The organism is Micromonospora lupini (assembly GCF_026342015.1).
GTDB classification, from domain to species: Bacteria; Actinomycetota; Actinomycetes; order Mycobacteriales; family Micromonosporaceae; genus Micromonospora; species Micromonospora lupini_B.
The window spans coordinates 975,960-1,000,339 of the sequence record NZ_JAPENL010000003.1 but is presented as its reverse complement, the minus strand read 5'-3'; the positions used below and the strand labels follow the sequence as shown (position 1 = coordinate 1,000,339).

Here is a 24,380-nt window from a genome sequence, read left to right as displayed (position 1 = left end):
GCTTTGGGTGACGCTACAACTTCGCTCCGTTCGGGGGGTTTGATCATGAGTCCTTGACCAGACCGCCCTTGGCGACCTAGCCTCGCCATACAGGCTCACATTGCCCGACCAGCGCAGGCTAAGCGCACAACATAGATCTCGTAACAGAACAGCATCACTTTGGCCGACTCCGCGGCCTTTGGCGGCAGTTCCGGACTGGCCGGTCCGGTGCTCCGCGACAACTGCACCCGGTCGCCGACGATGCCCGCGGGCACCGCCGGCGGAGAGAGCTATCCACGGCCAGCCGCTCCGGTCGGGCGTCCACAGCCGCAGGAGTGTGCCTCGGGCACAGTCGCTGCGGTCTCGACGTTCAGGGGAGGCGGCCATGGCGGGGCGGCGGCACAGGTTCACCGGTAGACCTCACGGGGTCCCGGCATGAACGCCCTCGACGTCGTGCTTCTCGCGGCCGTTTTGATCCTCGCGGTGGTCGTGGTCGGAGCGGTGCTGATCGGCATTCGGACGATGCGCCGGATGGGCACGGCGCCGGCCCCGGAGGATCCGGCCTTCATCGCGGAGAAGGACCGTCAGGAGCAGTCCCTGGCCGCCCTGCGCGACGCCGCCGACCACGCGAACAGCACGATCGACGTGGCGAAGTCGGCCGCCTCCGCGGCTCGTGCCGAGGCGGCGGCGGCGAAGGCCGAGGCGAAGGCGGCTCGGGCCGAGGCCCGGCGGGTGCTCGACGACGCCCGCGCCGAGGCGGACACCGTGCTGGAACGGGCGCACAAGCAGGCCGAGGCGGACGCCGAGCAGCTGCGCACGACGGCCCGTCGCAGCGGCGAGCGGGAGGTCGCGGTGCTCGCCGCCACCACCAGGGAGCAGGCCGCCGAGGTGGAGCGCCGGGCGGCCCGGATGGACGAGCGGGAGCGGCTGCACACCGAGGAGGTGGAGCGCTTCGCCGAGCGGGAGCGGCAGCTCACGGCGGCGAGCGCCGCCCTCGCGGCCCGGGAGTCCGCGCTCGCCCAGCGCGAGGCCGAGCTGGCCGAGGCCGAGGAGCTACGCCGTCGGGAGCTGGAGCGGGTGGCCGGTCTCACCGCCGAGTCGGCCCGGCTGGAGCTGATCGACGCGATCGAGACGTCTGCCAAGCGGGAGGCGGCGCTGCTGGTGCGCGACATCGAGTCCGACGCGCGCAACACCGCCGAGCAGCGGGCCCGACACATCGTGGTGGACGCGATCCAGCGGGTGGCAAGCGAGCAGACCGCGGAGAGCGTGGTCAGCGTCCTGCACCTGCCCGGCGACGAGATGAAGGGGCGGATCATCGGCCGGGAGGGGCGCAACATCCGCGCCTTCGAGTCGGTGACCGGCGTCAACCTGATCATCGACGACACCCCCGAGGCGGTGCTGCTCTCCTGCTTCGACCCGGTCCGCCGGGAGGTCGGCCGGCTCACCCTGGAGAAGCTGGTCCTGGACGGGCGCATCCACCCGCACCGGATCGAGGAGGTCTACGACCTCGCTCGGCAGGAGGTGGAGCAGCTCTGCCTGCGCGCCGCCGAGGACGCCCTGGTCGAGGTCGGCATCACCGAGATCCACCCGGAGCTGGTGACCCTGCTCGGCCGGCTGCGCTACCGCACCTCGTACGGGCAGAACGTGCTCAAGCACCTGGTCGAGACGGCGCACATCGCCGGCATCATGGCCGCCGAGCTGCGGCTGGACGTGCCCACGATCAAACGGTCGGCGTTCCTGCACGACATCGGCAAGGCGCTCACCCACGAGGTCGAGGGCAGCCACGCCATCATCGGCGCCGACCTGGCCCGTAAGTACGGCGAACACGAGGACGTGGTGCACGCCATCGAGGCGCACCACAACGAGGTGCCGCCGCAGACCATCGAGGCCGTGCTCACGCAGGCTTCCGACGCCTGTTCCGGCGGTCGGCCGGGCGCGCGTCGGGAGAGCCTGGAGGCGTACGTCAAGCGGCTGGAGCGGATCGAGGAGATCGCGGCCGGCAAGCTCGGCGTCGACAAGGTGTTCGCCATGCAGGCCGGCCGGGAGATCCGGGTGATGGTCAAGCCGGACGACGTGGACGACATCGGGGCGGCCGTGCTGGCCCGCGACGTGGCCAAGCAGATCGAGGAGGAGCTGACCTACCCGGGTCAGATCCGGGTCACGGTGGTCCGCGAGTCCCGGGTCACCGAGATCGCCCGCTGACCTGGTGGGCCTTTGATCGACACGGTTTCAGCGATATCGGGGTATCCCGTCGCCGGTGATACCCCGATATCAACGAACTCGTGTCGATCACCGGCCGGACAGCCCGGTCAGATCATCCGTGCGGAGTCCGCGCCGGCGTCCTGGGCGGGCAGCACCTTGGCGGCCGTGCGCGGCGTGCGGCCCATCCGCTTCTGCAACCACCAGGCCAGCGCCGACAGCGAACCGCAGATGGCGATGTAGATCGCCGCCACGATCAGGTACGTCGGCACGTACGGCAGCCCGAACGGCAACCGACCGCCGATCTGCTTGCCAACGAACAGCAGTTCGGGGTACGTGATGATGAACCCCAGCGCCGTGTCCTTGAGCAGCACGACGAGCTGACTGACGATCGCCGGGAGCATCGACCGGACCGCCTGCGGCAGCAGGATCAGTCGCAGCACCTGGTTCTTGCGCATGCCGATCGCGTACGCGCCCTCGGTCTGCCCGTACGGCACGGCGTTGATGCCAGCCCGGAAGATCTCCGCGAGCACCGAGCCGTTGTAGAGCACCAGCCCGATGACAAGCGCCCACAGCTTGTCGATCGACCAGCCGTACTGCAGCGGCACGTAGTAGCCGAAGAAGATCAGGATCAGCAGCGGGATCGCCCGGAACAGCTCCACCACGAACGTCGCCGGGGTCCGCAGGATCCACTTGTCGCTCAGTCGGCCACTGGCGAAGACCGCGCCGAAGAGCAGCGCGAGTACCGCGGCGATGCCTGCCGCCTTCAGCGTCGCCCCCAGGCCGCCGAGCAACTCCCGTTGCACCGAGGCGTACTGGAACTGCTCCCACTTGCGGGCCTCGAACTGGCCGGTGTCGGCGAACTTGTAGCCGACGTAGGCGAGCAGCGCGATGATGCCGACGGTGGAGGCGACGCCCAGGATCGCGTTGCGCCGTTTGGCGCGGGGCCCGGGCAGGTCGTAGAGGATCGACGCCTGGCTCAACTCAGCCACCCTTCGTTCGCGACCACACCGACGGCGCTCATCGGGCCACCCTCCACTTGCGCTCCAGGAACCGTTGCAGGGCGACAAGCGGAAGGATCAGGATCAGGAAGCCGATGGTGATCCAGAGCAGGACGGCGAACTGCGGCTCACCCCGCTCGGCCATGTACGCCGGGATCGCGCCGGCCTCCAGCACCGAGAACCCGGCGGCGATCGTGGTGTTCTTCAGCATCGCGATGTACACGCTCATCATCGGCGGGACCATCGCCCGCAGGGCCTGCGGCAGCACGATGAGCGTGAGCACCTGGCCGAAGGTCATGCCCAGCGCGCGTGCCGCCTCGGCCTGCCCGGCCGCGACCGTGTTCACGCCGGAGCGGATCACCTCGCAGACGAACGCCGAGGTGTAGACGGTCAACGCGATGGCGGCGCTGGGAAAGTAGTCGATGTTGACGTCGAGCTTCGGAACCGCGAAGACGAGGAACGCGAAGACAAGCGTCAGAGGGGTGTTGCGCACCAGGTTGACGTACGTGGCACCGAACGCCCGCAGGGCCGGCACGGGGGAGACCCGCATCGCGCCGAGCAGCGTGCCGAGGACGAGGCTGCCGACCGCGGCGATCAGGAAGAGTTTGACGGTGTTGGTGAACCCGTCGACGAACAGTTGCCCGTTGTCCGTCAGTACGCGGAAGAACGCGCCCATGCCTCGCTCTCAGTCCCTGGGGCGGGCGCCGGACGGGGACGAGCCCCGTCCGGCGCCGCAACTCGTGTCGAGCCGGTCGGTCAGTACCGTTCGAGCTTGGGCGGGGTGCCCGCCGAGCCGGACTTGCCGAGCGTGCCGTCGTAGATCTTCTGCCACGTGCCGTTCGTGAAGGCGGCCTCGATCTGGTCGTTCACGTAGTCGCGCAGCGCCTTGTCGTCCTTCGGCAGGCCGATGCCGTACTTCTCGGTGCTGAACGGCTGGCCGACGACCTTGAGCTCGTCCGGGTTCTGCGCCGCGTAGCCCTTGAGGATGGCGTCGTCGGTGGTGACGGCGTCGACCTTCTTGTCCAGCAGCTGCGAGACGCACTCCGAGTAGGTCTTGAACTCGACGATGTTGTTCGCCTCGGTCAGACCCTCGTCGCGGACCTTCTGGATCGGGGTCGAGCCGGTGGCCGAGCAGACCTTCTTGCCCTTGATGGTGTCCTTGCCGGTGATCGACGTCTCGTCCTTGCGGACCAGCAGGTCCTGGCCGGCGATGAAGTACGGGCCGGCGAAGGAGATGTCGTTCTTGCGCTTGTCGGTGATCGAGTAGGTGCCGACGTAGTAGTCGACCTCACCACCCTTGATCGCGGTCTCCCGGTTGGCCGACGCGATCTCCTTGTACTCGATCTTCGTCGGGTCCACGCCGAGCGTGCTGGCCACGTACTGGGCGATCTCGATGTCGAAGCCGCACCGCTTGCCCTGGGCGTCCTTGTAGCCGAGGTTCGGCTGGTCGAACTTGACGCCGACGGAGACCTTGCCCGCCGCCTTGATCTTCTCGAAGGCCGGGCTGCCGGCGACGGCCGCGTCCGTCTTCGGGGTGAAGGTCGCGCCGGAGCTCTTGCAGGTGTCTCCCTGGGCGGCGCCGGAGGCGTTTCCACCGGCGCTCGGCGTCGGCTCACCCTCCTTGCCGCAGGCCGCGGCGGACAGGGCGAGGGACGCCATCATGGCGACCGCCGCCACGCGCTTCATACGCATACTCTTCTCCTTCTTCGACGGAGCCCACCGAGGTGCGGTGGTAGCTCCACTACGGACGCCTAGTGCGTGAGGATCTTGGAGAGGAAGTCCTTGGCCCGTTCGCTGCGCGGGTTGGCGAAGAACTCCGCGGGGGAGGCGTCCTCGACGAGCTTGCCGTCGGCCATGAAGATGACCCGGTTGGCGGCGTGCCGGGCGAAGCCCATCTCGTGGGTGACCACGACCATGGTCATGCCGTCGCGGGCCAGCGAGGTCATCACGTCAAGCACCTCGCCGACCATCTCCGGGTCGAGGGCGCTTGTCGGCTCGTCGAAGAGCATCGCCTTGGGCTGCATGGCCAGGGCGCGGGCGATAGCCGCCCGCTGCTGCTGGCCGCCGGAGAGTTGGGCCGGGAACTTGTCCGCCTGGTTGGCGATGCCGACCCGGTCGAGCAGGGCCAGGCCACGCTCTCGAGCCGCGGCGGGCTTCTCCCTGCGGACCTTGACCGGCCCGAGGGTGACGTTCTCCAGGATGGACTTGTGGGCGAAGAGGTTGAAGGACTGGAAGACCATCCCCACCTCGCTGCGCAGCCTCGCGAGGGCCTTGCCCTCGGCCGGCAGCGGCTGACCGTCGAAGGTGATGGTGCCGGAGTTGATCGGTTCCAGTCGGTTGATGGCGCGGCACAGCGTCGACTTGCCGGAGCCGGACGGGCCGATCACCACGACCACCTCGCCCCGACCCACCGACAGTGAGACGTCGTCCAGCACGTGCAGCGGCCCGAACCACTTGTTGACCGCGTCCAGCACGATGAGCGGTTCGCCCGTCGTCACGTCGTCCACCGTCCCTGTCGTCTCCCCGGATCGGGGTCGGTTGACCCCCGGTTGGGCAACTGTAGGCGGCGGGCTGTGGCGGAACGCAACTCAGTTGGTCACGGAGCGGTAACACCGGTCACGATCGGTGTCGAGGCTCCGATTCCGGTCCTCGAGCGGGCCGCAACAGTGGCGTCGGCACCCGATGCCCGTGACGATGGGAGCATGACCGAACCGGTACGACTGACGAAGTACGCCCGTGGCGGTGGCTGCGCCTGCAAGATTCCGCCGGGCGAGCTGGAGACCATGGTGGCCGGTCTCGGCCCGGCCACCGGAACTGCGGAGCTGCTTGTCGGCCTGGACCACGGCGACGACGCCGCGGTGGTCCGCCTGGACGAGCGGACGGGCCTGGTCAGCACCGCTGACTTCTTCACCCCGGTCGTCGACGACGCGTACGACTGGGGGCGCATCGCCGCCGCCAACGCGCTCTCCGACGTGTACGCGATGGGCGGCATCCCGCTCGTGGCGCTCAACCTGCTCTGCTGGCCGCGGGACGTGCTGCCGCTGGAGTTGGCGCGCGAGGTGCTGCGCGGCGGCCAGGACGTGGCCCGGGAGGCGGGCTGTCACCTGGCCGGTGGGCACAGCGTGGACGACGACGGTCCGAAGTACGGTCTCGCGGTCACCGGCACCGTGCGCCCGGAGGAGCTGATCACTCTGGACGCCGGTCGGGCCGGGGTGCCGCTGTCGCTGACCAAGCCGCTCGGCGTGGGCGTGCTCAACACCCGGCACAAGGCCACCGGCGAGAGCTTCCCGGAGGCGGTCGCCACGATGAGCGCTCTCAACCGGGACGCCGCGCGGGCGGCGGTCGCCGCCGGTATCCGCTGCGGCACCGACGTGACAGGCTTCGGCCTGCTCGGGCACGCCTCGAAGCTGGCCCGTGCCAGCCGACTCACGGTGGCCATCGACACCGCCCGCGTGCCGTACCTGGCCGGCGCGCGGGAGGCGCTGCGCGACGGGTACGTCAGCGGCGGCAGCCGTCGCAACCTGGAGTGGGTCACCCAGTGGACGGATTTCGGCGCGGCGGACGAGGATGAGCGGTTGCTGTTGGCCGACGCGCAGACCTCCGGCGGTCTGCTGGTCGCCGGTGAGCTGCCGGGCGCGCCCGTGGTGGGCGAGCTGCTGCCCCGCGGGGAGCACATGGTGGTGCTGCGCTGACGGACACGACGGCGCGGTGACACGCGGCCCCCGATGACGCGAACGACGCACGATACCCGATAAACTGTCACCTTCCCGCTACTCCGAGCAATGCCGCTCAGGGAAATTTTGCCCGGAATGGTCACAGACCGGTAACTTGCCCCCGGCTGAGGTCAAATGCCCCCCACCATCGTCAGTAAGGCCCGATCCGGAGGCCGGTGGGACGAACGCAGCGAGGAGGCCGAATGACCGAGCTGTGGAACTGGAGAATCGATCGGGTACGACCCGTGGAGGTCTACCCGGCGCTGGCCGAGGCGCTCGGCCGAGTGGTGATGCCGCTGGCGGTGGCGGACCCGGCCCGACTGCCGGCGTACGCGGTGGTGTGTGACGTCTGGCAGGCGCCGGGCGAGTTCTCGACCGTGGTCGACTGCTACGGGGTGCCCGAACGGCTCTCCGAGCACGCCAGCATCGCCGCGCTGGCCCGGCTGCTGGGCCGCAACTGCCTGCTGCGCGACGACACGCTCGACGCCGGCCGGCACCTGCTCGTCGCACCGGACGGGACGGTCCGCCCGGTGCACTTCGACGTCCGGGACACCGACGACGGCGAGGTGCTCAGCCGGCAGCGGCTCTGCACGCTTGGTGATCCGGGCTGCCGGGGCTGGTCGCAGTGTCACCGCTCGCGCTGGGCGCCCGACACCGTCGCGCCGGTGCTCGCCGCGGCCTGACCCGCGGCGGCCGAGCCCGGCCCGCCACCCCGCACGACCAGCTGGTCGAGCAGGGTGCGGGTGGCCTCCGTCACGGCGGCCACCGCGGCCTCGAACGCGGCGGCGTTGTGCGCCGCGGGCGCCCGGAAGCCTGAGATCTTCCGGACGTACTGCAACGCCGCCGCCTCGATGTCCGCGTCGGTCACCTGCGGGGTGAACGGCTCCCGCAACGTCTTGATGCTTCGGCACATGTCTGGTGCTCCTCGGGTCGGGGCGATCCGGCCGACCCGGATACGCTGTCCTGGTCATGACTACCGCAGCGGCGGGCAGCCCGCGCACCTACCAGGTGCGCACCTATGGCTGCCAGATGAACGTGCACGACTCCGAGCGCATCTCCGGCCTGCTCGAACAGGCCGGTTACGTGCGTGCGCCCCAAGCCGACGACACCCCGGACATCGTCGTCTTCAACACCTGTGCGGTGCGGGAGAACGCCGACAACCGCCTCTACGGCAACCTCGGTCATCTGCGCCCCGTGAAGGACAAGCATCCGGGGATGCAGATCGCCGTCGGCGGTTGCCTGGCGCAGAAGGACCGCGGCGAGATCGTGCGCAGGGCGCCCTGGGTGGACGTGGTCTTCGGCACGCACAACATCGGCGCGCTGCCGGTGCTGCTGGAACGCGCCCGGCACAACGCCGCCGCCGAGGTGGAGATCCTGGAGTCGCTCGACGTCTTCCCGTCCACGCTGCCGACCCGCCGCGAGTCCACGTACGCCGGCTGGGTCTCGATCTCGGTGGGCTGCAACAACACCTGCACGTTCTGCATCGTGCCCTCTCTGCGCGGCAAGGAGAAGGACCGCCGTCCCGGCGACATCCTCTCCGAGGTGCGCGCCCTGGTCGACGAGGGCGTGTTGGAGGTGACCCTGCTCGGGCAGAACGTCAACTCCTACGGCGTCGAGTTCGGTGACCGGTACGCGTTCGGCAAGCTGCTGCGCGCCTGCGGCGAGATCGACGGGTTGGAGCGGGTCCGGTTCACCAGCCCGCACCCGAAGGACTTCACCGACGACGTGATCGCCGCGATGGCCGAGACACCGAACGTCTGCCACTCGCTGCACATGCCGTTGCAGTCCGGCTCCGACGACGTGCTGAAGGCGATGCGCCGGTCGTACCGCTCCGAGCGCTACCTGGGGATCATCGAGAAGGTCCGGGCGGCGATGCCGGACGCGGCGATCACCACCGACATCATCGTCGGCTTCCCCGGTGAGACGGAGGCCGACTTCCAGCGCACCCTGGACGTGGTGCGCGAGTCCCGCTTCTCCTCGGCCTTCACCTTCCAGTACTCGAAGCGCCCCGGCACCCCCGCCGCCACCATGGACGGCCAGCTGCCCAAGCAGGTCGTGCAGGAGCGCTACGAGCGGCTGATCGCCTGCGTCGAGGACATCTCCTGGGCGGAGAACAAGCGCCTGGTGGGGGAGGCCGTCGAGGTGCTGGTCGCGGTCGGCGAGGGCCGCAAGGACGAGCGCACCGGGCGGCTGTCCGGCCGTGCCCGTGACGGCCGGCTCGTGCACTTCGACGCCGGCAGCTTCGCCGGGTCGATCCGGCCCGGCGACATCGTGCAGACCACAGTCACGTACGCCGCGCCGCATCACCTCAACGCCGACGGAGCGCCACTGTCGCACCGCCGGACCCGGGCCGGCGACGCCGCCGAGGCGGGCCGCTCCCCGCGTACCCCCGGGGTGTTGCTCGGTCTGCCCACGATCGGCGCGCCGGCGGTCGCACCCGCGCCCACCGGCGGCTGCGCCGCGCACTGACCCGGTCGGGGCCCGCCGGCACGGCGGACCCCTACCGGCACACGGTCAGACCGTGATCCGACCGGCGCCGGCGCCGGCCGTCACGATGGACTTGACGGTGCTCGCGGTGTCCAGTTGGTACGAGTACGGGATGCTGGCGACGCTGCCGCCGGTCTGCCCGGCGGGTGAGTTGACGAAGTGGTTGTTGCGGGCGACCAGGCGGCCCGGCCCGGAGTCGGCCTCGCCGAGGTGGTACGTGTCGCTGACGTTCTCGAAGTAGTTGCCCTCGACGAGCACGCCGGCGTTCTCGGTGGAGGCCACGCCGTAGCCGCCGTTGGCCCGGTAGTAGTTGTTGTAGACGTGCACCGGGTTGCCGAAGCGCACCCGGGGGTTGCGCTGCCTGCTGCCGTCGAACCAGTTGTGGTGGTAGGTCACCCGCAGGTGGCCGGTGTCCTGGGCGCCGTTGTCGTCGCTGTGGCCGAGCAGCATGGTCTTGTCGTGGTTGAAGACCCGGTTCCACGACACCGTGACGAAGTCCGACCCGCGCTTGATGTCGACAGCGCCGTCGTACCCGTTGCTGAAGGTGTTGTGGTCGATCCAGATGTTGGTGGCCGACTCCTGCACGTTTATCGCGTCGTCGTTCCAGTCCCGGAAGGTCAGGTTCCGGATGATGACGTTGCGGTCACCGCTGACGTTGAGTCCGCAGCCGACGATCGTCGCGCCGGAGTTGCCGAGGATGGTCTTGTTGGACCGGACCCGCAGCATGCCCGAGCAGGAGATCGTGCCGGACACCCGGATCACCGCGGCGCCTGTCGCGTTCAGGGCGCTGGTAAGCGCCGAGGCGTTGCTGACGGTGGTGGTCGGTGCGCCGCCGCCGCCGGTGGTGCCGCCGTTCTGGGTGGCCCAGCCGACGAGACCGGTCGGTGGTGGCACGCTGGGCGGCGGATCGCTCGGGACCGGCGGGGTCGTCGGGGTGCCCGGCGTGCCCGGCGTGCCAGACGTGCCCGGGGTGCTCGGCGTGGTCGGGGTGGTGGTGCCGCCGGTGCAGGCGACGTTGTTCAGGGTGAAGCTTGTCGGGTCCGGGTTGCTGGAGTTGTTCCAGCTCGCGTTGAACCCGAACGAGGCGCTGCCGTTGGTGGCCAGGGTGCCGTTGTAGTCGACGTTGGTGGCGGAGACCTGGGCGCCGCTCTGTGTGGCGGTGGCGCCCCACGCCTGGCTGACCTGCTGCCCGGCCCCGTACGACCAGCGCAGCGTCCACCCGGAGACCGGGTCGCCGAGGTTGGTGACCGTGACGTTGCCGGTGAACCCGCCCGGCCACTGGCTGGCGACCGAGTAGGCGACCCGACAGCCGGCGGCCGCCTGCGCCGAGACGGCGGTCAGGAGCCCGCCGGTGACCAGTGCTGCGGTGGCGGCGGCGGTGGTGGCGAGCAGCGTCATCCGACGCTGTGGTGTGCGCATGCTGCTTCCTCTCGATGAGGCGGACGGACCGTCGCGACGCCCATGCCCGTGGGCGGCGACGTCGGCCGGGACCCGTGGGTCTCGGGCCCGCCGGTGCAGTTCGGGGAAAGCGGCTCCCGCGTTCGCGCCTGCCACTGCGGAGGCAAGCGCTTTCCCGATAGAAACATAGAAGCCAGTGGATGTAAATGCCCGGGGTGGCCGGCGCCCACGACGTGGGCGCCGGCCACCCCGGTGGCTCAGCAGCCGGCGCCGTTGAGCTTCACGGTCGCCGGGGTGCTGGCAGTGCCGTTGGCGGTGAAGCCCACGGTGACCGAGGCCCCCGCCGCCAACGACGGCGCGTGGCTCGGCGCGGCGGCGGTGACGGTCGTGCCCGACTGGGTCACTGTGGCGTTCCAGCCACTGCCCAGGGTCACCCCGGACGGCCAGGTCCAGGTCACCGACCACGGGTTCACCGCGGCCGAGCCGGTGTTCTTCACTGTCACCTCGCCCTGGAAGCCGCCCTGCCAGGCGTTCACCTGCCGGTAGGTGGTCGTGCAGGCGCCCGGGGGCGGCGTCGTCGGTCCACCTGTCGGCCCGCCAGTGGGTCCGCCGGTCGTCGGTCCGCCCGTGGGCCCGCCGCCGGCCGGCGCGATCAGGTACGGCTGGAGGATCGCCTGCTTGGTGGTGTTGATGTTCGTCCAGTCGTCAAGCGCGATGCCACCTGTGTCACCCGAGTTGGGGTTCCACGACCAGTAGGTGAACGACATCCCGGTGACCCCGGTGCCGGTGTACGCCATCAACTTCTCCAGCCACACCCGGTCCTTCGGGTCGGCCAGGGTGCTTCCGAACTCACCCATCATGATCGGGGCGATGTTCTGCTTGTAGAGGTAACCGAAGTACTTGTCCCAGATGGCCGGCATGTTCGCCGGGTAGTCCGGGGCGTCGAACCAGGTCTGCCGGTACACCGACGTGGCGTACTCGTGCGGCGAGTAGACCAGCCGGTTCGCCACGTTCAGCCGCACCGGGAACTGGCCGGCCTTCGACAGGTTGCCGCCCCACCAGCCGCAGTCCTCGTCGTTGCTCGGATCGTTGTCCCACACGTTGGAGAGACCACCGCTGGGGCAGCTCACCCCCTCCACGAAGATCAACCAGTTGGGCTGGACACCGAGGATCGCGTTGCCGGCCCGCTCGGCGGCGAGCCGCCAGTCCCGCGCGGTGTCGCCACAGCCCCAGCACGCGCCGGTGGCCGCCGGGTTGGTGCCCTCGGCGTGCGGCTCGTTGTGCAGGTCCGCGCCGATCACCGTGGGATTGCCCGCGTACCGCTGGGCGAGCATCTTCCAGTCGTTGATCCAGGTCGCCTCGGAGACCGTCGATGTGTACCAGAGCGGCGACTGCCCGGCCGACGTCGGCCGGTGCCGGTCCAGGATGATCCGCATGCCCTTGCTGCCGGCATAGGCGATCACCTTGTCCAGGATCTGCAACGGTGAGAGCCCGACCAGGTCCGGGTTGACGAAGTCGTTGATCCCGGTGGCGGTCGCGCCCGCCTTCAGCGCGTCGTTCGAGTACGGCACCCGCAACGTGTTGTAGCCCAGCCGGGCCATCGTGTCGAGCTGCCCCCGCCACGGGTTGCTCGACCAGAGCCCGTGGAAGGTCTTGTTGTCGGTCTCCATGCCGAACCAGTTGATGCCTGTCAACCGGACCGTGGCGCCGGTGCTGTCCACGATCTGACTGCCGTTCGTGTGCAGATAACCGGTGCCGGTGCCCGCGGCGGAGGCCGGGGTGGTGCTGACGGCGGCGGCGATGAACACGCCGGCCGCGACGGTGGCGAGCGCGGTCAGCGCACCGCCGAGAGCTTTGGGACGGAACATTCGAGCTCCACTTCACAGGCCCGGCGTCGGCCATGGGGCCGCGCGGGCGAGCTGCCGTCGACACGTCACGACCCCCACGGGGTACGCGGACAGTGCGCGACGGTCCATGTCACGCGGACGGGGACACTCGCGGAAGCTCACCGGCCGATCCTCGACAGCGGAACCCCGCCGTCGTCGCCCTCGTCCCGGTGGCCCTACCTGACTCCGTCGCCCATTCTCATCAGCCCGCCTCGATGCGTCAACTGCCCAGCCCGCCGCGTGCCCCGCCCCCGGGTCCGCGCGCCCTGCCCCGGGTCCGCGCGTCCTGCACCGGGCCCGCGTGTCCTGTCTCGGGCCCGCGTGTCCTGTCTCGGGCCCGCGTGTCCTGTCTCGGGCCCGCGTGTCCTGTCTCGGGCCCGCGTGCCCGCGCGCCCTGTGCGCCCGGCAAGATCGCGCTCGATCCTGGATGTAGTGGCTTCGTGGTCGCTTCGTGGCCACTACAGCCAGGATCGAGCGTGACCTTGACCGGCGCGGGTGCTCGAAGGCCCGCTTCCGGTCGGCCGCGCTTGGTGTTCATCGCCAAGATCCGCGCAACATCGGTGATGTTGCTGCCTCCCGCGTGTCGGAGGCAGCAACATCCGGGATGTTGCGTAGATCTTGGGCGCGGGGCGCGGGGCGCGGGGCGCGGGGCGTGGGGCGTGGGGCGTGGGGCGTGGGGCGTGGGGCGTGGGGCGTGGGGCGTGGGGCGTGGGGCGTGGGGCGTGGGGCGTGGGGCGTGGGGCGTGGGGCGTGGGGCGTGGGGCGTGGGGCGTGGGGCGCGGACACGCGGACACGCGGACACGCGGACACGCGAGAGCCCCCGGTCCCGTGCGGGGACCGGGGGCTCCCGGACAGCGTCAGGTCAGCCGGCCTGCTCGGCGAGCTGGAGGAACTGCCGCTTGGAGGCGAGGGCCTGCTCGGCCTCCTTGATCCGGCGGGCGTCCCCGGCGCTCTGCGCCCGGGCCAGCCGCTCCTCGGCCTCCGCCACCTGGGACCGCATCTGGGCGAGCAGCGGGTTGTCCTCCTTGGTGGTGCGGCGCCACGCCGAGTCCATCACGTCGCGGACCTTGTCGTCGATGACACGCAACCGGCGCTCCAGCCCGGCGGCGGCCTCGCGGGGCACCCGGCCGGCCTCGTGCCACTGGGCCTGGATCTCCCGCAGCTTGGCCTGGGCGCCCTTCGGGTCGGCGTCGATGTCCAGGGCCTCGGCCTCGGCCAGCAGGGCCTGCTTGCGCTCCAGGTTGCCGCGCTGCTCGTTGTCCCGGGCGGAGAAGACCTCGCTGCGTCGGCTGAAGAAGGCGTCCTGCGCGGCCCGGAACCGTTCCCAGAGCTTCTGCTCGGCCTCCTTGGAGGCACGCGGGGCGGCCTTCCACTGCGTCATCAGCTCCTTGAGCTGGTTGGCAGTGGCCGCCCACTCGGTGGAGTCCTTGATCTTCTCGGCCTCTTCGACCAGCTCTTCCTTGACGGTCTGCGCCTGCTTGCGCGTCGCGTCAAGGGAGGCGAAGTGGGCGCCCCGACGCCTGGTGAAGCCGTCCCGCGCGGCGGCGAACCGCTTCCACAGCTCGCCGTCGGCCTTCTTGTCGACCCCGCGAATGGTCTTCCACTCGTCGAGGATCTCCTTGAGCCGGTCACCCGCCGTCTTCCAGCCGGTGGACTCGGCGGCGAGCTTCTCCGCCTCCTCGACAAGTGCGGTCTTGCGGGCCAGGGCCTCACCGCGGGCGGCGTCCCGGGCGGCGCGCGCCTCGGTGGCCTTCTCCTCGGCGACTGTCGACAGCTTGTCCAGCCGAGCGGCCAGGGCGTCGATGTCGCCGACCACGTGGGCCTCGGGCAGCGTGGCGCGGATCCGCTTGATCGTGCTCAGCGAGTGCCCGGCGTCCGCAGCGCCCGAGTTGAGCCGCGCTTCGGTCAGGTCCACCTCGGTGACCAGGTCGGCGAAGCGGCGTGCGAAGTGTGCGAGACCCTCCTCCGGTGCTCCCGCCTGCCAGGATCCGACCACCCGCTCGCCCTCGGAGGTCTTGACGTAAACGGTGCCGTCCGCGTCCACCCGTCCGAAGGCAGTCCAGTCGCTCATGTGCCCATCCTCGTTCTCCCGGCGTCGAGGGAACAGTCCCCCGTCGCCGCCACGGCGCAGCCAAGTTACTTCCGGCATTGTCACAGGTCCGACCCGGTCCGCGTCGAGCGCCTATCGCCGACCGTGACCATACGGTGTCCTAGAGCCTGATTGACCGTATCGGCGCGGAGACGCACCGGGCATTCCCGCTACGGTGAACGGGTGCCACTGGTCGCCGCCGCTGTCTGCCCGCATCCGCCCCTGCTCGTGCCCGAGGTCGCCGGTGCCGCCGCGGGGGAGCTGGACGACCTGCGGGCAGCCTGTGACCTCGCCGTACGCCGGCTGCTGGCCGTCGATCCGGACGCGGTGGTGCTGCTCGGCGTCGGCCCGTCGACCGGCCCGATCCGGCCCCCGGCCACCGGCACCCTGCAACCCTGGGGCGTCGACCTGGATGTGCCCCTGGTCCCCGGTCAGCCGGACCGGGGCGCGGTGCTGCCGTTGAGCCTGACTGTCGGCGCGTGGCTGCTGGCCCGGCACGCGGCGCGCCCCGCCGTGGCCGCCGCGGCGGTGAGCGCCGTGCAGGTGACCGCCGACGCCGGGCCGGTCGAGGTGGCCGCGCTCGCCGAGCAGGTCGCCGGCGCCGGTGACCGGGTGGCGCTGCTGGTGCTCGGCGACGGGTCGGCCTGCCGGGGGGAGAAGGCACCCGGGTACGACGACAAGCGTGCCCTCCCGTACGACAAGCGGGTCGCCGCGGCCCTGGCCGAGGCGGACCTGGACGCCCTGCGCGACCTGGACGCGGGTCTGTCGACGCAGTTGAAGGTCGCCGGACGGGCGTCGTGGCAGGTGCTCGCCGAGGCGGCCCGGTCGAGCGGCGGCGGATGGCGCGGCGAGCTGCTGCACGACTCGGCCCCCTACGGCGTGGCCTACTTCGTGGCGTCCTGGGAGCGGGCGTGACCGGCGGTGGGGCGGTCCCGGCCGGCACGGTCGTGGCGGTGGTCGGGCCGACGGCTGCGGGCAAGTCGGCGTTGAGCATCGCGCTCGCGCACGCGCTGGACGGGGAGGTGGTCAACGCCGACTCGATGCAGCTCTACCGGGGCATGGACATCGGCACCGCCAAGCTGACCCCCGCCGAGCGGGACGGTGTGCCGCACCACCTGCTCGACATCTGGGAGGTCACCGAGCCGGCGAGCGTCGCGGAGTACCAGCGGCTGGCCCGCGCGGCTGTGGACGACATCCTGTCCCGGGGTCGGGTGCCGCTGCTGGTCGGTGGCTCGGGGTTGTACGTGCGGGCGGTGCTGGAGCGCTTCGAGTTCCCCGGCACCGACGCGGCGCTGCGCGAGCGGCTGGAGCGGGAGTTGGCCGAGGTGGGCCCCGCGCCGCTGTACGCGCGGCTGCGCGCCGCCGACCCCGTCGCCGCCGAGGGCATCCTGCCCGGCAACGGGCGACGGATCGTCCGGGCCCTGGAGGTGATCGAGCTGACCGGTGCGCCGTTCGCCGCGTCGCTGCCGCAGCCGACGCCGTACTACCCGTCGGTGCAGCTCGGCGTCGACCTGGACACCGGGCTGCTGGACGAGCGCATCGCGCTGCGGGTGGACCGGATGTGGGCCGACGGGCTGGTGCCGGAGACCCGCGAGCTGGTGGGTCGGGGGCTGCCCGAGGGGCGCACGGCGAGCCGGGCGCTGGGCTACCAGCAGGTGTTGCGGATGCTCGCCGGTGAGCTGACCGAGGCGCAGGCGCACGACGAGACGGTCCGGGCCACCAGGCGTTTCGTCCGTCGGCAGCGGTCCTGGTTCCGGCGCGACCCGCGGATCCACTGGCTGGACTCGGCGACGCCGGACCTGATCGGGGCCGCCCTGCGTCTGGCGCCGGCCGAGACGCGATAATGGGTGCGTGGAGTTCACCAAGGGCCACGGCACCGGCAACGACTTCGTCCTCCTGCCCGACCCGGACGGTCAGCTCGACCTGACCCCGGAGCTGGTCGCGGCGCTCTGCGACCGACGGCGGGGCATCGGCGCGGACGGGGTGCTGCGGGTCGTCCGTGCGGCCAAGCATCCGGACGGCGCCGACCTGGCCGGCGAGGCCGAGTGGTTCATGGACTACTGGAACGCCGACGGTTCGTTCGCCGAGATGTGCGGCAACGGCGCGCGGGTCTTCGTCCGGTACCTGCTCGACAACGAGCTGGCCACGCCGGTCGGCGCGGCGCTGCCGGTGGCCACCCGGGCCGGCGTCGTGCGCGCGCTTGTCGAGGGCGACGCCGTGTCCGTCGAGATGCGCCGCCCCCAGGTGTACGACGCCTCGACCGCCACCCTTGGCGGTCTGACCCTGCCCGGCACCGCCGTGGACATCGGCAACCCGCACCTGGTCTGTGTCCTGCCGGCGGGCGTGGAGCTGGCCGCGCTGGACCTGACCGTCGCGCCCGGGTTCGACCCGGAGGTCTTCCCGGCCGGCGTGAACGTGGAGTTCATCGTGGCGGGCGACCCGGTCGACGCCACCGACGCGCACTCTCTGATGCGGGTGTACGAGCGCGGCAGCGCCGAGACCCTGTCCTGCGGCACCGGCGCGTGCGCGGTGGGCGCGGTGGCCCTGCGCGACGCCGGCCGGGACACCGGAGTGGTCGCCGTCGACGTCCCCGGCGGCCGACTGACGGTGACGGTCACCGAGAACTCCTGCTGGCTCTCCGGCCCCGCCGTCCTGGTGGCGACGGGCGAGGTCGACCTCTCCACCCTGCCCACTGCCGTCTGACGCGCGCCCCCACCGTATTGATCAAGAGGTTCGCGTCAGATTTCACGTGGTTCCTGACGCGAACCTCTTGATCAATACGGTGGGGGCGGTGGGCGGTTCGCGCGTTACGGGGTGGCGCTTGCGTTGGCGGCGATCTCGGGGAGGTCGGACGGGCCCGGGTCGGCTGCCGGCAGCGGGCTCGGGTTGTGTGCGGCGGCGCGGACGGCGGCGGCGACCGCCGGGGCGACCCGCGAGTCGAAGACGCTCGGCACGATCACCGTCGGGTTGATCTTGTCCTCACCGACGACGTCGGCGATGGCCCGGGCCGCCGCGATCGCCATCTCCTCGGTGAACTCCTCGGCGTGCGCGTCGAGCATCCCGCGGAACACGCCCGGGAAGGCGAGCACGTTGTTGATCTGGTTCGGCTGGTCCGAGCGGCCGGTGGCGACCACCGCGGCGTACTTGCGCGCCTCCCGCGGGTCGACCTCCGGGTCCGGGTTGGCAAGCGCGAAGACGATCGAGTCCTTCGCCATCTGCGCGATGTCGTCCCCGGTGAGCAGGTTCGGCGCGCTGACCCCGATGAACACGTCGGCGCCCCGGATCGCGCCGGGCAGGTCACCCGCGTAGTTCTCCTTGTTGGTGTTCTCCGCCAGCCACTGCCACGCCGGGTTGAGGTCGGTCAGCCCGCGGTGCAGGGCGCCCTGGCGGTCGTACGCGATGATGTCGCCGACGCCCTGGCGCAGCAGCAGCTTCATGATCGCGGTGCCGGCCGCGCCGGCGCCGGAGACGACCACACGTACGTCCGCGAGCTGCTTGCCCACGACGCGCAGCGCGTTGGTAAGCGCGGCAAGCACGCAGATCGCGGTGCCGTGCTGATCGTCGTGGAAGACCGGGATGTCCAGCGCCTCGCGCAGCCGGGCCTCGATCTCGAAGCAGCGCGGCGCGGCGATGTCCTCCAGGTTGATCCCGCCGTACGCGGGCGCGATCGCCTTGACGATCTGCACGATCTCGTCGGTGTCCTGCGTGTCGAGCACGACCGGCCAGGCGTCCACGCCGCCGAAGCGCTTGAACAGCGCGGCCTTGCCCTCCATCACCGGCAGCGACGCGGCCGGGCCCAGGTTGCCCAGCCCGAGCACCGCCGAGCCGTCGCTGACCACCGCGACGGTGTTGCGCTTGATCGTCAGCCGTCGGGCGTCCGCCGGGTTCTCGGCGATCGCCATGCAGACCCGGGCCACCCCCGGGGTGTACGCCCGGGACAGCTCGTCACGGTTGCGCAGCGCGACCTTGGAGGTCACCTCGATCTTGCCGCCGAGGTGCAGGAGGAACGTGCGGTCCGACACCTTGCGCACGTCCACGCCGTCCAGCGCGGTCAGCGCCTCGACCACCTGGTCGGCGTGACCGGCGTCGGCGGTGTCGCAGGTCAGGTCCACGATCACGTGGGTCGGGTCCGAGTCCACCACGTCCAGCGCCGTGACGATCGCCCCGGCCTCGCCGACGGAGGTGGTGAGCCGGCCGATCGAGGACGCGTCCGCGGTAACGGCGATCCGGATCGTGATCGAAAATCCGGCGCTCGGCAGTCGGGTGATGGCCACGGGGTCCCTCCGTCACGGCTGTGCGGCCGGTCGGCCGCCGCCTGAGCATTTCTACCGGGTTGTCGAGGTCGACCGGTATTCGCCCCCACTTTTGGCGACGTTCGGCACGGGCATATAGCAGGTGCGTTCGGCGTTGTGTCATGTCAGGATTACGTTCTACTCATCATTTCGGACAGGAGAACCGCTTGCGAGACCAGGAGAGCTTCGTCCCCGTCGAGGACGAGTTCGACGACGTCACCACCGGCGAGATGGAACTGTCGGAGCGACAGTCCCTGCGACGCGTCCCGGGCCTGTCAACCGAGCTCTCCGACGTCACCGAGGTGGAATACCGCCAGCTGCGGCTGGAGCGGGTCGTCCTGGTGGGCGTCTGGACCGAGGGCACGGTGACCGACGCCGAGAATTCCCTCACCGAGCTGGCCGCGCTGGCCGAGACCGCGGGCTCCCAGGTGCTCGAAGGGCTGATCCAGCGTCGTACCCGACCCGACCCGGCCACCTACATCGGCCGCGGCAAGGTCGACGATCTGGGCGCGGTGGTGCTCTCCACCGGCGCCGACACGGTCATCTGCGACGGTGAGCTGTCCCCGTCGCAGCTGCGCAACCTGGAGCAGCGCACCAAGGTCAAGGTTGTCGACCGCACGGCGCTGATCCTCGACATCTTCGCCCAGCACGCCAAGAGCAAGGAAGGCAAGGCGCAGGTCGAGCTGGCCCAGCTGCAATACCTGCTGCCCCGGCTACGCGGTTGGGGTGAGACGCTCTCCCGGCAGACCGGTGGTTCCGGCCGTGGCGGCGGCGCCGGCGGCGGCGTGGGTGTGCGTGGTCCCGGTGAGACCAAGCTGGAGACCGACAGACGGCGCATCCGCCACCGCATCTCCCGGCTGCGCCGCGAGATCAAGAGCATGCGCACGGTACGCGTCACCAAGCGCGCCCGCCGTACCCGCAACTCCGTGCCCGCCGTGGCCATCGCCGGCTACACGAACGCCGGCAAGTCCAGCCTGCTCAACCGGCTGACCGGCGCGGGCGTGCTGGTGGAGAACGCGCTCTTCGCGACGCTCGACCCGACCACCCGCAAGGCCACCACCTCGGACGGGCGGCTCTACACGCTCTCCGACACTGTCGGCTTCGTCCGGCACCTGCCGCACCAGATCGTCGAGGCGTTCCGCTCGACGCTTGAGGAGGTCGCGGAGGCGGATCTGGTGGTGCACGTCGTCGACGGCACCCACCCGGATCCGGAGGAGCAGGTCCGGGCGGTGCACGAGGTGCTCGCCGAGGTGGGCGCGGACCGGCTCCCCGAGCTGCTTGTGGTCAACAAGACCGACGCGGCCGACGAGGACGCGCTGCTGCGGCTCAAGCGCCTCTGGCCGGAGGCGATCTTCGTCTCGGCGTACTCGGGGCGGGGGATCGACGCCCTGCGGGCGGCGATCGAGGAGCGGCTGCCGCAACCCGCCGTGGAGGTCCGGGCCGTCCTGCCGTACGACCGCGGCGACCTGGTGTCCCGCGTGCACCGCACCGGCGAGGTGCTCAGCACGTCGCACCTGCCGGAGGGCACCCTGCTGCACGTCCGGGTCAGTGCGGCGCTCGCCGCCGAGCTGGCGCCGTTCGACGTCGCGCGGGAGGGCCAGGCGGTCGGCAGCCGGCCCTGAGCGGCCCCGGCGTCATCCACCGGAAACGCGCGGCATGCGACACTGGCCGAATGCGCCGCGTTGTTTCCTCGGTCACGGTTGCCCTCGGCCTGCTCGGGGCAACCGTGGCGCTGGCCGGAGTAGCAGTTGCCGCTCCCGCTCCCGGATCATCCCAGCCGCCCGCCGCCACCCCCGGCAAGAAGCGCTGCACGGTCGCCGACGAGCGGCTGCGGGAGCTGTCCGGGTTGGTGGCGACCAAGAGCGGCTACATCGTCATCAACGACGGCACCGACGTTGAGGCGCGCAAGCGGATCTTCTTCCTCGACAGCAAGTGCAAGGTCGTCAAGGAGCCGGTCCGCTACTCGGGCCAGGGGCCGTTCGACACCGAGGACCTGGCCGTGTCGCCGAAGGGCGACACCCTGTGGATCGGTGACATCGGCGACAACACCAGCAGCAAGGAGCGGCGGTCGCGGATCGCGGTCTGGACCATGCCGATCAACGGCAGCAAGCAGCCCGTGCTGCACCGGCTCTCCTATCCCGAGGCCAAGCCGCACGACGCGGAGGCGTTGCTGGTGGGGGCCGACGGCCTCCCGCTGATCATCACCAAGGTGGCGAGCGGCGACTCGGAGATCTTCACTCCGACGGCGAAGCTGAAGAACGGCGACACCGCGCCGGTGCCGATGAAGAAGGTCGGCGAGATCAAGCTGCCGAAGACCACTACCGAGAACCCGCTCAGCGTGTACGGGCGGTCCGCGGTCACCGGGGCCGCCCGATCGCCGGACGGCAGCCGCGTCGTCATCCGGACGTACGCGGACGCCTTCGAGTACGACGTGACCGGCGGCAACATCGTCGAGGCGCTCACCACCGGCAAGCCGCGGGTGACGCCACTGGCCGATCCGTTCGGTGAGGCGATCTCCTACACCTCGGACGGGAAGACCTTCGTCACCGTCTCCGACGGCGGGCAGCTCACCGCTGACGAGCCGGTCGACATCCTGAGCTACACGCCGTCCACGAGCGTGGCGGCGGCCGTGGCCGCTCCCGGGGGTGCCAAGCCGGCCGCCGGGAAGTCCTGGGTCGACGGGCTCAGTTTCGACGACATCACCTACCTCGTGGGCGGGGTCGGCGTCCTCGGTCTGCTGCTCGTCGGCGCCGGAATCGTCGGCATCCTGCGGGCCCGCCGCCGGCCACCGGCCGCCGAGCCGGCCGACGGGTCGGGCTCGGATGTCGACCCGGACGACAGGCGTGGCTCTCCCTCCGACGGCGTCGTACCGGGCACCGGAGGCCGTCCGGCCCCCGGCGTCTACGGCGGCGCGGCGGCCGGTGGCGGCGTCTACGGCGGCGGCCCCGGTCGGGGCGGCGCCGCTCCCGCCGGAGGTGCCGTCTACGGCGGCGGTGCACGCCCACCGGGCGGTGAGGGTGGCGGCTACGGCCCCGGCCGTCCGGGCGGTCGCGGTGGTGCCGCTCCGGCCGGTGGCGGTGTGTACGGCGGCGCTGGCGGCGGCCGTCCGGCAGGCGCGGGCGGTGGGGGTCGCCCGACGGGTCCCGGGAGCGGCGGCCGTCCGGCGGGTGCCGGTGGTCGACCCGGCAACGGTGTGTACGGCGGTGGTGGCGGCCAGCCCGGCGGGGGTCGTGCCGAGCCGCCACGGCGTGGTGGGCAGGAACCGGACTACCGCGACCAACGGCCCGCCCGCAGGCGGGACGGCGACACGCCCGGCGACCCGTACGAGCAGTATCCCGGGGGCGGCCGTGGCCACCGGGGCGACCGCTACTGACGCGGGCAGCGCCTGATCGGTCGGGCGGCGCGGGTGAGCGCGGTAGACCACTCACCCGCCCGCCGGCCGGTCAGATTCGGCGGAGCACCGCCACGACCCGGCCCATGATGGTGGCGTCGTCACCGGGGATCGGGTCGAAGGCCGGGTTCTGCGGCATCAGCCACACGTGCCCGTCGCGTCGCCGGTAGGTCTTGACTGTCGCCTCGCCGTCGAGCATGGCGGCCACGATCTCGCCCGAGTCGGCCGTCGGCTGCTGCCGGACGACCACCCAGTCACCGTCGCAGATCGCGGCGTCGAGCATCGAGTCACCCTTGACCTGGAGCATGAACACCTCGCCCTCACCCACCAGCTCGCGGGGGAGGGGGAAGATGTCCTCCACCGCCTGCTCGGCGAGGATCGGCCCACCGGCGGCGATGCGGCCGAGCATCGGCACGTACGCCGGGGTGGGTCGTTGGGCGCGGGACAACTCGTCGTCGATGGCCTCGCTGGGGGCCCGGACGTCCACCGCGCGCGGCCGGTTGGGGTCGCGGCGCAGGAAGCCCTTCTTCTCCAGCTCCTTGAGCTGGTAGGCGACGCTCGACGGCGACACCAGGCCGACCGCCTCGCCGATCTCCCGGACGCTCGGCGGGTAGCCGTGCCGCTCCACCCAGGTGCGGATGAACTCCAGGATGCGGCGCTGGCGGGCGGTCAGGTCGACCGTCGCCGGGTCGGGGAAGGCGCTGACCACCGGAGTGACCGGGCGCACGGCGGGCTGACCCGTCCGGCTGCGCGCGGCGCTGCGGCGTCGGGTGGCTGGCGGGCCCGCCTCGGTGATCTGCTGCGGGCTCTTCGGCCGGCTGGCCCGGTCCTCGGTCACGTCCGTCCTCCCTGGTCGGCGCTGGGTGCCTCGTCGGCTCGTGGTGCGTGCGGTGGTGCCACGGATGGAACTCGGGTGGTGCGTCGCCGGGTTTGGTGAAGATCCATCGCGCCCGGTTGTTCCTGACCGTATAGGTGAGATCGGTCATTTTCAAACATCTGTACGACCTCTCACCGGCGTGTCGGGGTGAAAAACCGCTCCGGTCGTACGGATGTTCTGATAAATGGTACGTCGGATAGCACGGGTGTTCGATCGGTGGCTTTTTTCCGGGGTGGTCCGGCCGTGTGGCCGGTAACCGGGTCGGCTCCCCGGCGTTGGTTCTGCGGTGGAGCGGGGGGCGTGGATGACCGGATGGTCCGTGACGCGCCGGACACGCCCACCAACTTGACCCGGGTTCGCCGGCGACATACGGTCAACCCCTAGATGTAGTAGTGACACGGGCGTAAGTTGCCTACAGGTTGGGTTCGACTACCGACCGCACTCCCGTAACGTCGATCACGGCGGCCGTCGCCAGAGGGTGGCGCCGTCGTGGCGAGCCGTGTCCGGGAGCGCCCGGTCGCGTCCGCGGTTGATCATGATCTTTTGGAGGTTGGGCGATGCGGTGTCCGTACTGCCGGCACGCCGACTCCCGGGTGGTCGACTCGCGGGAGGCCGACGACGGCCAACTCATCCGGCGGCGACGCTCCTGCCCGGAGTGCGGCAAGCGGTTCACCACGGTCGAGGAGGCGGTCCTCGCGGTCGTCAAGCGCAGCGGGGTGACCGAACCGTTCAGTCGTACGAAGATCATCGGCGGGGTGCGCAAGGCGTGCCAGGGCCGGCCGGTGGACGACGACTCACTCGCGCTGCTGGCGCAGCGGGTGGAGGAGACCGTCCGGGCCAAGGGGGCCGCCGAGATCCCCAGTCACGAGGTGGGTCTGGCGATCCTGGGCCCGCTGCGCGACCTGGACGAGATCGCCTACCTGCGGTTCGCCAGCGTCTACCGCTCCTTCGACTCGCTCGCCGACTTCGAGCGCGAGATCGAGACGTTGCGGGCCGTGGCGCGAGCCCGGGAGCAGGGCCGGGCCGACGCGGTTGAGGCCGCCGGCCGTACCAACTGACTTCACTGTT

The 24,380-nt window shown here is 71.1% G+C and carries 20 protein-coding genes; 10 read left to right on the top strand and 10 right to left on the bottom strand.

The window, feature by feature from the left end; all coding sequences use genetic code 11:
- Nucleotides 1-414: 414 nt before the first annotated feature.
- Nucleotides 415-2,181, top strand: a complete 1,767-nt coding sequence (rny, locus tag OOJ91_RS32590; protein ID WP_266251149.1) for a ribonuclease Y — start codon at nucleotides 415-417, stop codon at nucleotides 2,179-2,181.
- 107 nt (nucleotides 2,182-2,288) lie between these two features.
- Here rny and OOJ91_RS32585 read toward each other — a convergent pair whose 3' ends face one another.
- The 4 genes from OOJ91_RS32585 to OOJ91_RS32570 form a co-directional block, all read right to left on the bottom strand.
- Nucleotides 2,289-3,161 (bottom strand): amino acid ABC transporter permease, encoded by an 873-nt coding sequence (locus tag OOJ91_RS32585; RefSeq protein ID WP_439117152.1) that lies wholly within the window; start codon nucleotides 3,159-3,161, stop codon nucleotides 2,289-2,291.
- 37 nt (nucleotides 3,162-3,198) lie between these two features.
- Nucleotides 3,199-3,855, bottom strand: a complete 657-nt coding sequence (locus OOJ91_RS32580; RefSeq protein ID WP_266251147.1) for an amino acid ABC transporter permease — start codon at nucleotides 3,853-3,855, stop codon at nucleotides 3,199-3,201.
- An 80-nt stretch (nucleotides 3,856-3,935) separates the two neighbouring features.
- On the bottom strand, nucleotides 3,936-4,871 hold the full coding sequence (locus OOJ91_RS32575) for a glutamate ABC transporter substrate-binding protein (protein ID WP_266251145.1): 936 nt from the start codon (nucleotides 4,869-4,871) through the stop codon (nucleotides 3,936-3,938).
- Between the two features lie 59 nt (nucleotides 4,872-4,930).
- A complete protein-coding gene (locus OOJ91_RS32570) occupies nucleotides 4,931-5,686 on the bottom strand; it encodes an amino acid ABC transporter ATP-binding protein (RefSeq protein ID WP_266251143.1) in 756 nt (251 codons plus the stop codon).
- Between the two features lie 195 nt (nucleotides 5,687-5,881).
- Here OOJ91_RS32570 and selD point away from each other — a divergent pair, with 195 nt between their 5' ends.
- Together selD and OOJ91_RS32560 are read left to right on the top strand one after the other, a co-directional pair.
- Complete coding sequence (selD, locus tag OOJ91_RS32565) at nucleotides 5,882-6,871, top strand: selenide, water dikinase SelD (RefSeq protein WP_266251141.1); 990 nt, start codon at nucleotides 5,882-5,884, stop codon at nucleotides 6,869-6,871.
- Between the two features lie 224 nt (nucleotides 6,872-7,095).
- Complete coding sequence (locus OOJ91_RS32560; protein WP_266251140.1) at nucleotides 7,096-7,575, top strand: hypothetical protein; 480 nt, start codon at nucleotides 7,096-7,098, stop codon at nucleotides 7,573-7,575.
- On the opposite strand, the gene OOJ91_RS32555 is transcribed toward OOJ91_RS32560, so the two are convergent.
- Entirely contained in the window at nucleotides 7,521-7,805 is a 285-nt protein-coding gene (locus OOJ91_RS32555) for a DUF2277 family protein (RefSeq protein WP_266251136.1), read from the bottom strand. The two genes, OOJ91_RS32560 and OOJ91_RS32555, sit on opposite strands and share 55 nt — an antisense overlap.
- A 56-nt stretch (nucleotides 7,806-7,861) precedes the next feature.
- Here OOJ91_RS32555 and miaB point away from each other — a divergent pair, with 56 nt between their 5' ends.
- Nucleotides 7,862-9,361 (top strand): tRNA (N6-isopentenyl adenosine(37)-C2)-methylthiotransferase MiaB, encoded by a 1,500-nt coding sequence (gene miaB / locus OOJ91_RS32550; protein ID WP_266251134.1) that lies wholly within the window; start codon nucleotides 7,862-7,864, stop codon nucleotides 9,359-9,361.
- 45 nt (nucleotides 9,362-9,406) lie between these two features.
- On the opposite strand, the gene OOJ91_RS32545 is transcribed toward miaB, so the two are convergent.
- The 3 genes from OOJ91_RS32545 to OOJ91_RS32535 all read right to left on the bottom strand — a co-directional run bounded on the left by OOJ91_RS32545 (nucleotide 9,407) and on the right by OOJ91_RS32535 (nucleotide 14,734).
- A complete protein-coding gene (locus OOJ91_RS32545; RefSeq protein ID WP_266251132.1) occupies nucleotides 9,407-10,798 on the bottom strand; it encodes a pectate lyase family protein in 1,392 nt (463 codons plus the stop codon).
- A 236-nt stretch (nucleotides 10,799-11,034) separates the two neighbouring features.
- Nucleotides 11,035-12,645, bottom strand: coding sequence for a cellulase family glycosylhydrolase (locus OOJ91_RS32540; protein WP_266251130.1), 1,611 nt, complete (start codon nucleotides 12,643-12,645; stop codon nucleotides 11,035-11,037).
- Between the two features lie 880 nt (nucleotides 12,646-13,525).
- Nucleotides 13,526-14,734, bottom strand: a complete 1,209-nt coding sequence (locus OOJ91_RS32535; protein ID WP_266251128.1) for a DUF349 domain-containing protein — start codon at nucleotides 14,732-14,734, stop codon at nucleotides 13,526-13,528.
- A 201-nt stretch (nucleotides 14,735-14,935) separates the two neighbouring features.
- On the opposite strand from OOJ91_RS32535, the gene OOJ91_RS32530 reads away from it, so the two are divergent.
- Genes OOJ91_RS32530 through dapF form a run of 3 tightly spaced genes read left to right on the top strand, consistent with a single transcriptional unit; the run spans nucleotide 14,936 to nucleotide 17,455 of the window.
- A complete protein-coding gene (locus tag OOJ91_RS32530) occupies nucleotides 14,936-15,667 on the top strand; it encodes a hypothetical protein (protein ID WP_266251126.1) in 732 nt (243 codons plus the stop codon).
- Complete coding sequence (miaA, locus tag OOJ91_RS32525) at nucleotides 15,592-16,596, top strand: tRNA (adenosine(37)-N6)-dimethylallyltransferase MiaA (RefSeq protein ID WP_439117151.1); 1,005 nt, start codon at nucleotides 15,592-15,594, stop codon at nucleotides 16,594-16,596. Before OOJ91_RS32530 ends, miaA begins: the two co-directional genes overlap by 76 nt.
- 7 nt (nucleotides 16,597-16,603) lie before the next feature.
- Nucleotides 16,604-17,455 carry a diaminopimelate epimerase gene (dapF, locus tag OOJ91_RS32520; RefSeq protein WP_266251122.1) on the top strand — a complete coding sequence of 284 codons (852 nt, stop codon included), beginning with the start codon at nucleotides 16,604-16,606 and terminating at the stop codon, nucleotides 17,453-17,455.
- Between the two features lie 104 nt (nucleotides 17,456-17,559).
- Here dapF and OOJ91_RS32515 read toward each other — a convergent pair whose 3' ends face one another.
- Complete coding sequence (locus OOJ91_RS32515; RefSeq protein WP_266251121.1) at nucleotides 17,560-19,026, bottom strand: NAD-dependent malic enzyme; 1,467 nt, start codon at nucleotides 19,024-19,026, stop codon at nucleotides 17,560-17,562.
- Between the two features lie 185 nt (nucleotides 19,027-19,211).
- Here OOJ91_RS32515 and hflX point away from each other — a divergent pair, with 185 nt between their 5' ends.
- A complete protein-coding gene (gene hflX, locus OOJ91_RS32510; RefSeq protein ID WP_266251119.1) occupies nucleotides 19,212-20,666 on the top strand; it encodes a GTPase HflX in 1,455 nt (484 codons plus the stop codon).
- Between the two features lie 50 nt (nucleotides 20,667-20,716).
- Nucleotides 20,717-22,417 (top strand): hypothetical protein, encoded by a 1,701-nt coding sequence (locus OOJ91_RS32505; protein WP_266251117.1) that lies wholly within the window; start codon nucleotides 20,717-20,719, stop codon nucleotides 22,415-22,417.
- Nucleotides 22,418-22,487: 70 nt separating this feature from the next.
- Here OOJ91_RS32505 and lexA read toward each other — a convergent pair whose 3' ends face one another.
- Entirely contained in the window at nucleotides 22,488-23,273 is a 786-nt protein-coding gene (gene lexA / locus OOJ91_RS32500) for a transcriptional repressor LexA (protein ID WP_091400540.1), read from the bottom strand.
- Nucleotides 23,274-23,869: 596 nt separating this feature from the next.
- Between lexA and nrdR the strand changes: the two genes are divergently transcribed.
- Nucleotides 23,870-24,370: a transcriptional regulator NrdR gene (nrdR, locus tag OOJ91_RS32495; RefSeq protein WP_007456845.1), complete on the top strand. Its 501-nt coding sequence runs from the start codon at nucleotides 23,870-23,872 to the stop codon at nucleotides 24,368-24,370.
- The last annotated feature ends 10 nt before the right edge of the window (nucleotides 24,371-24,380 follow it).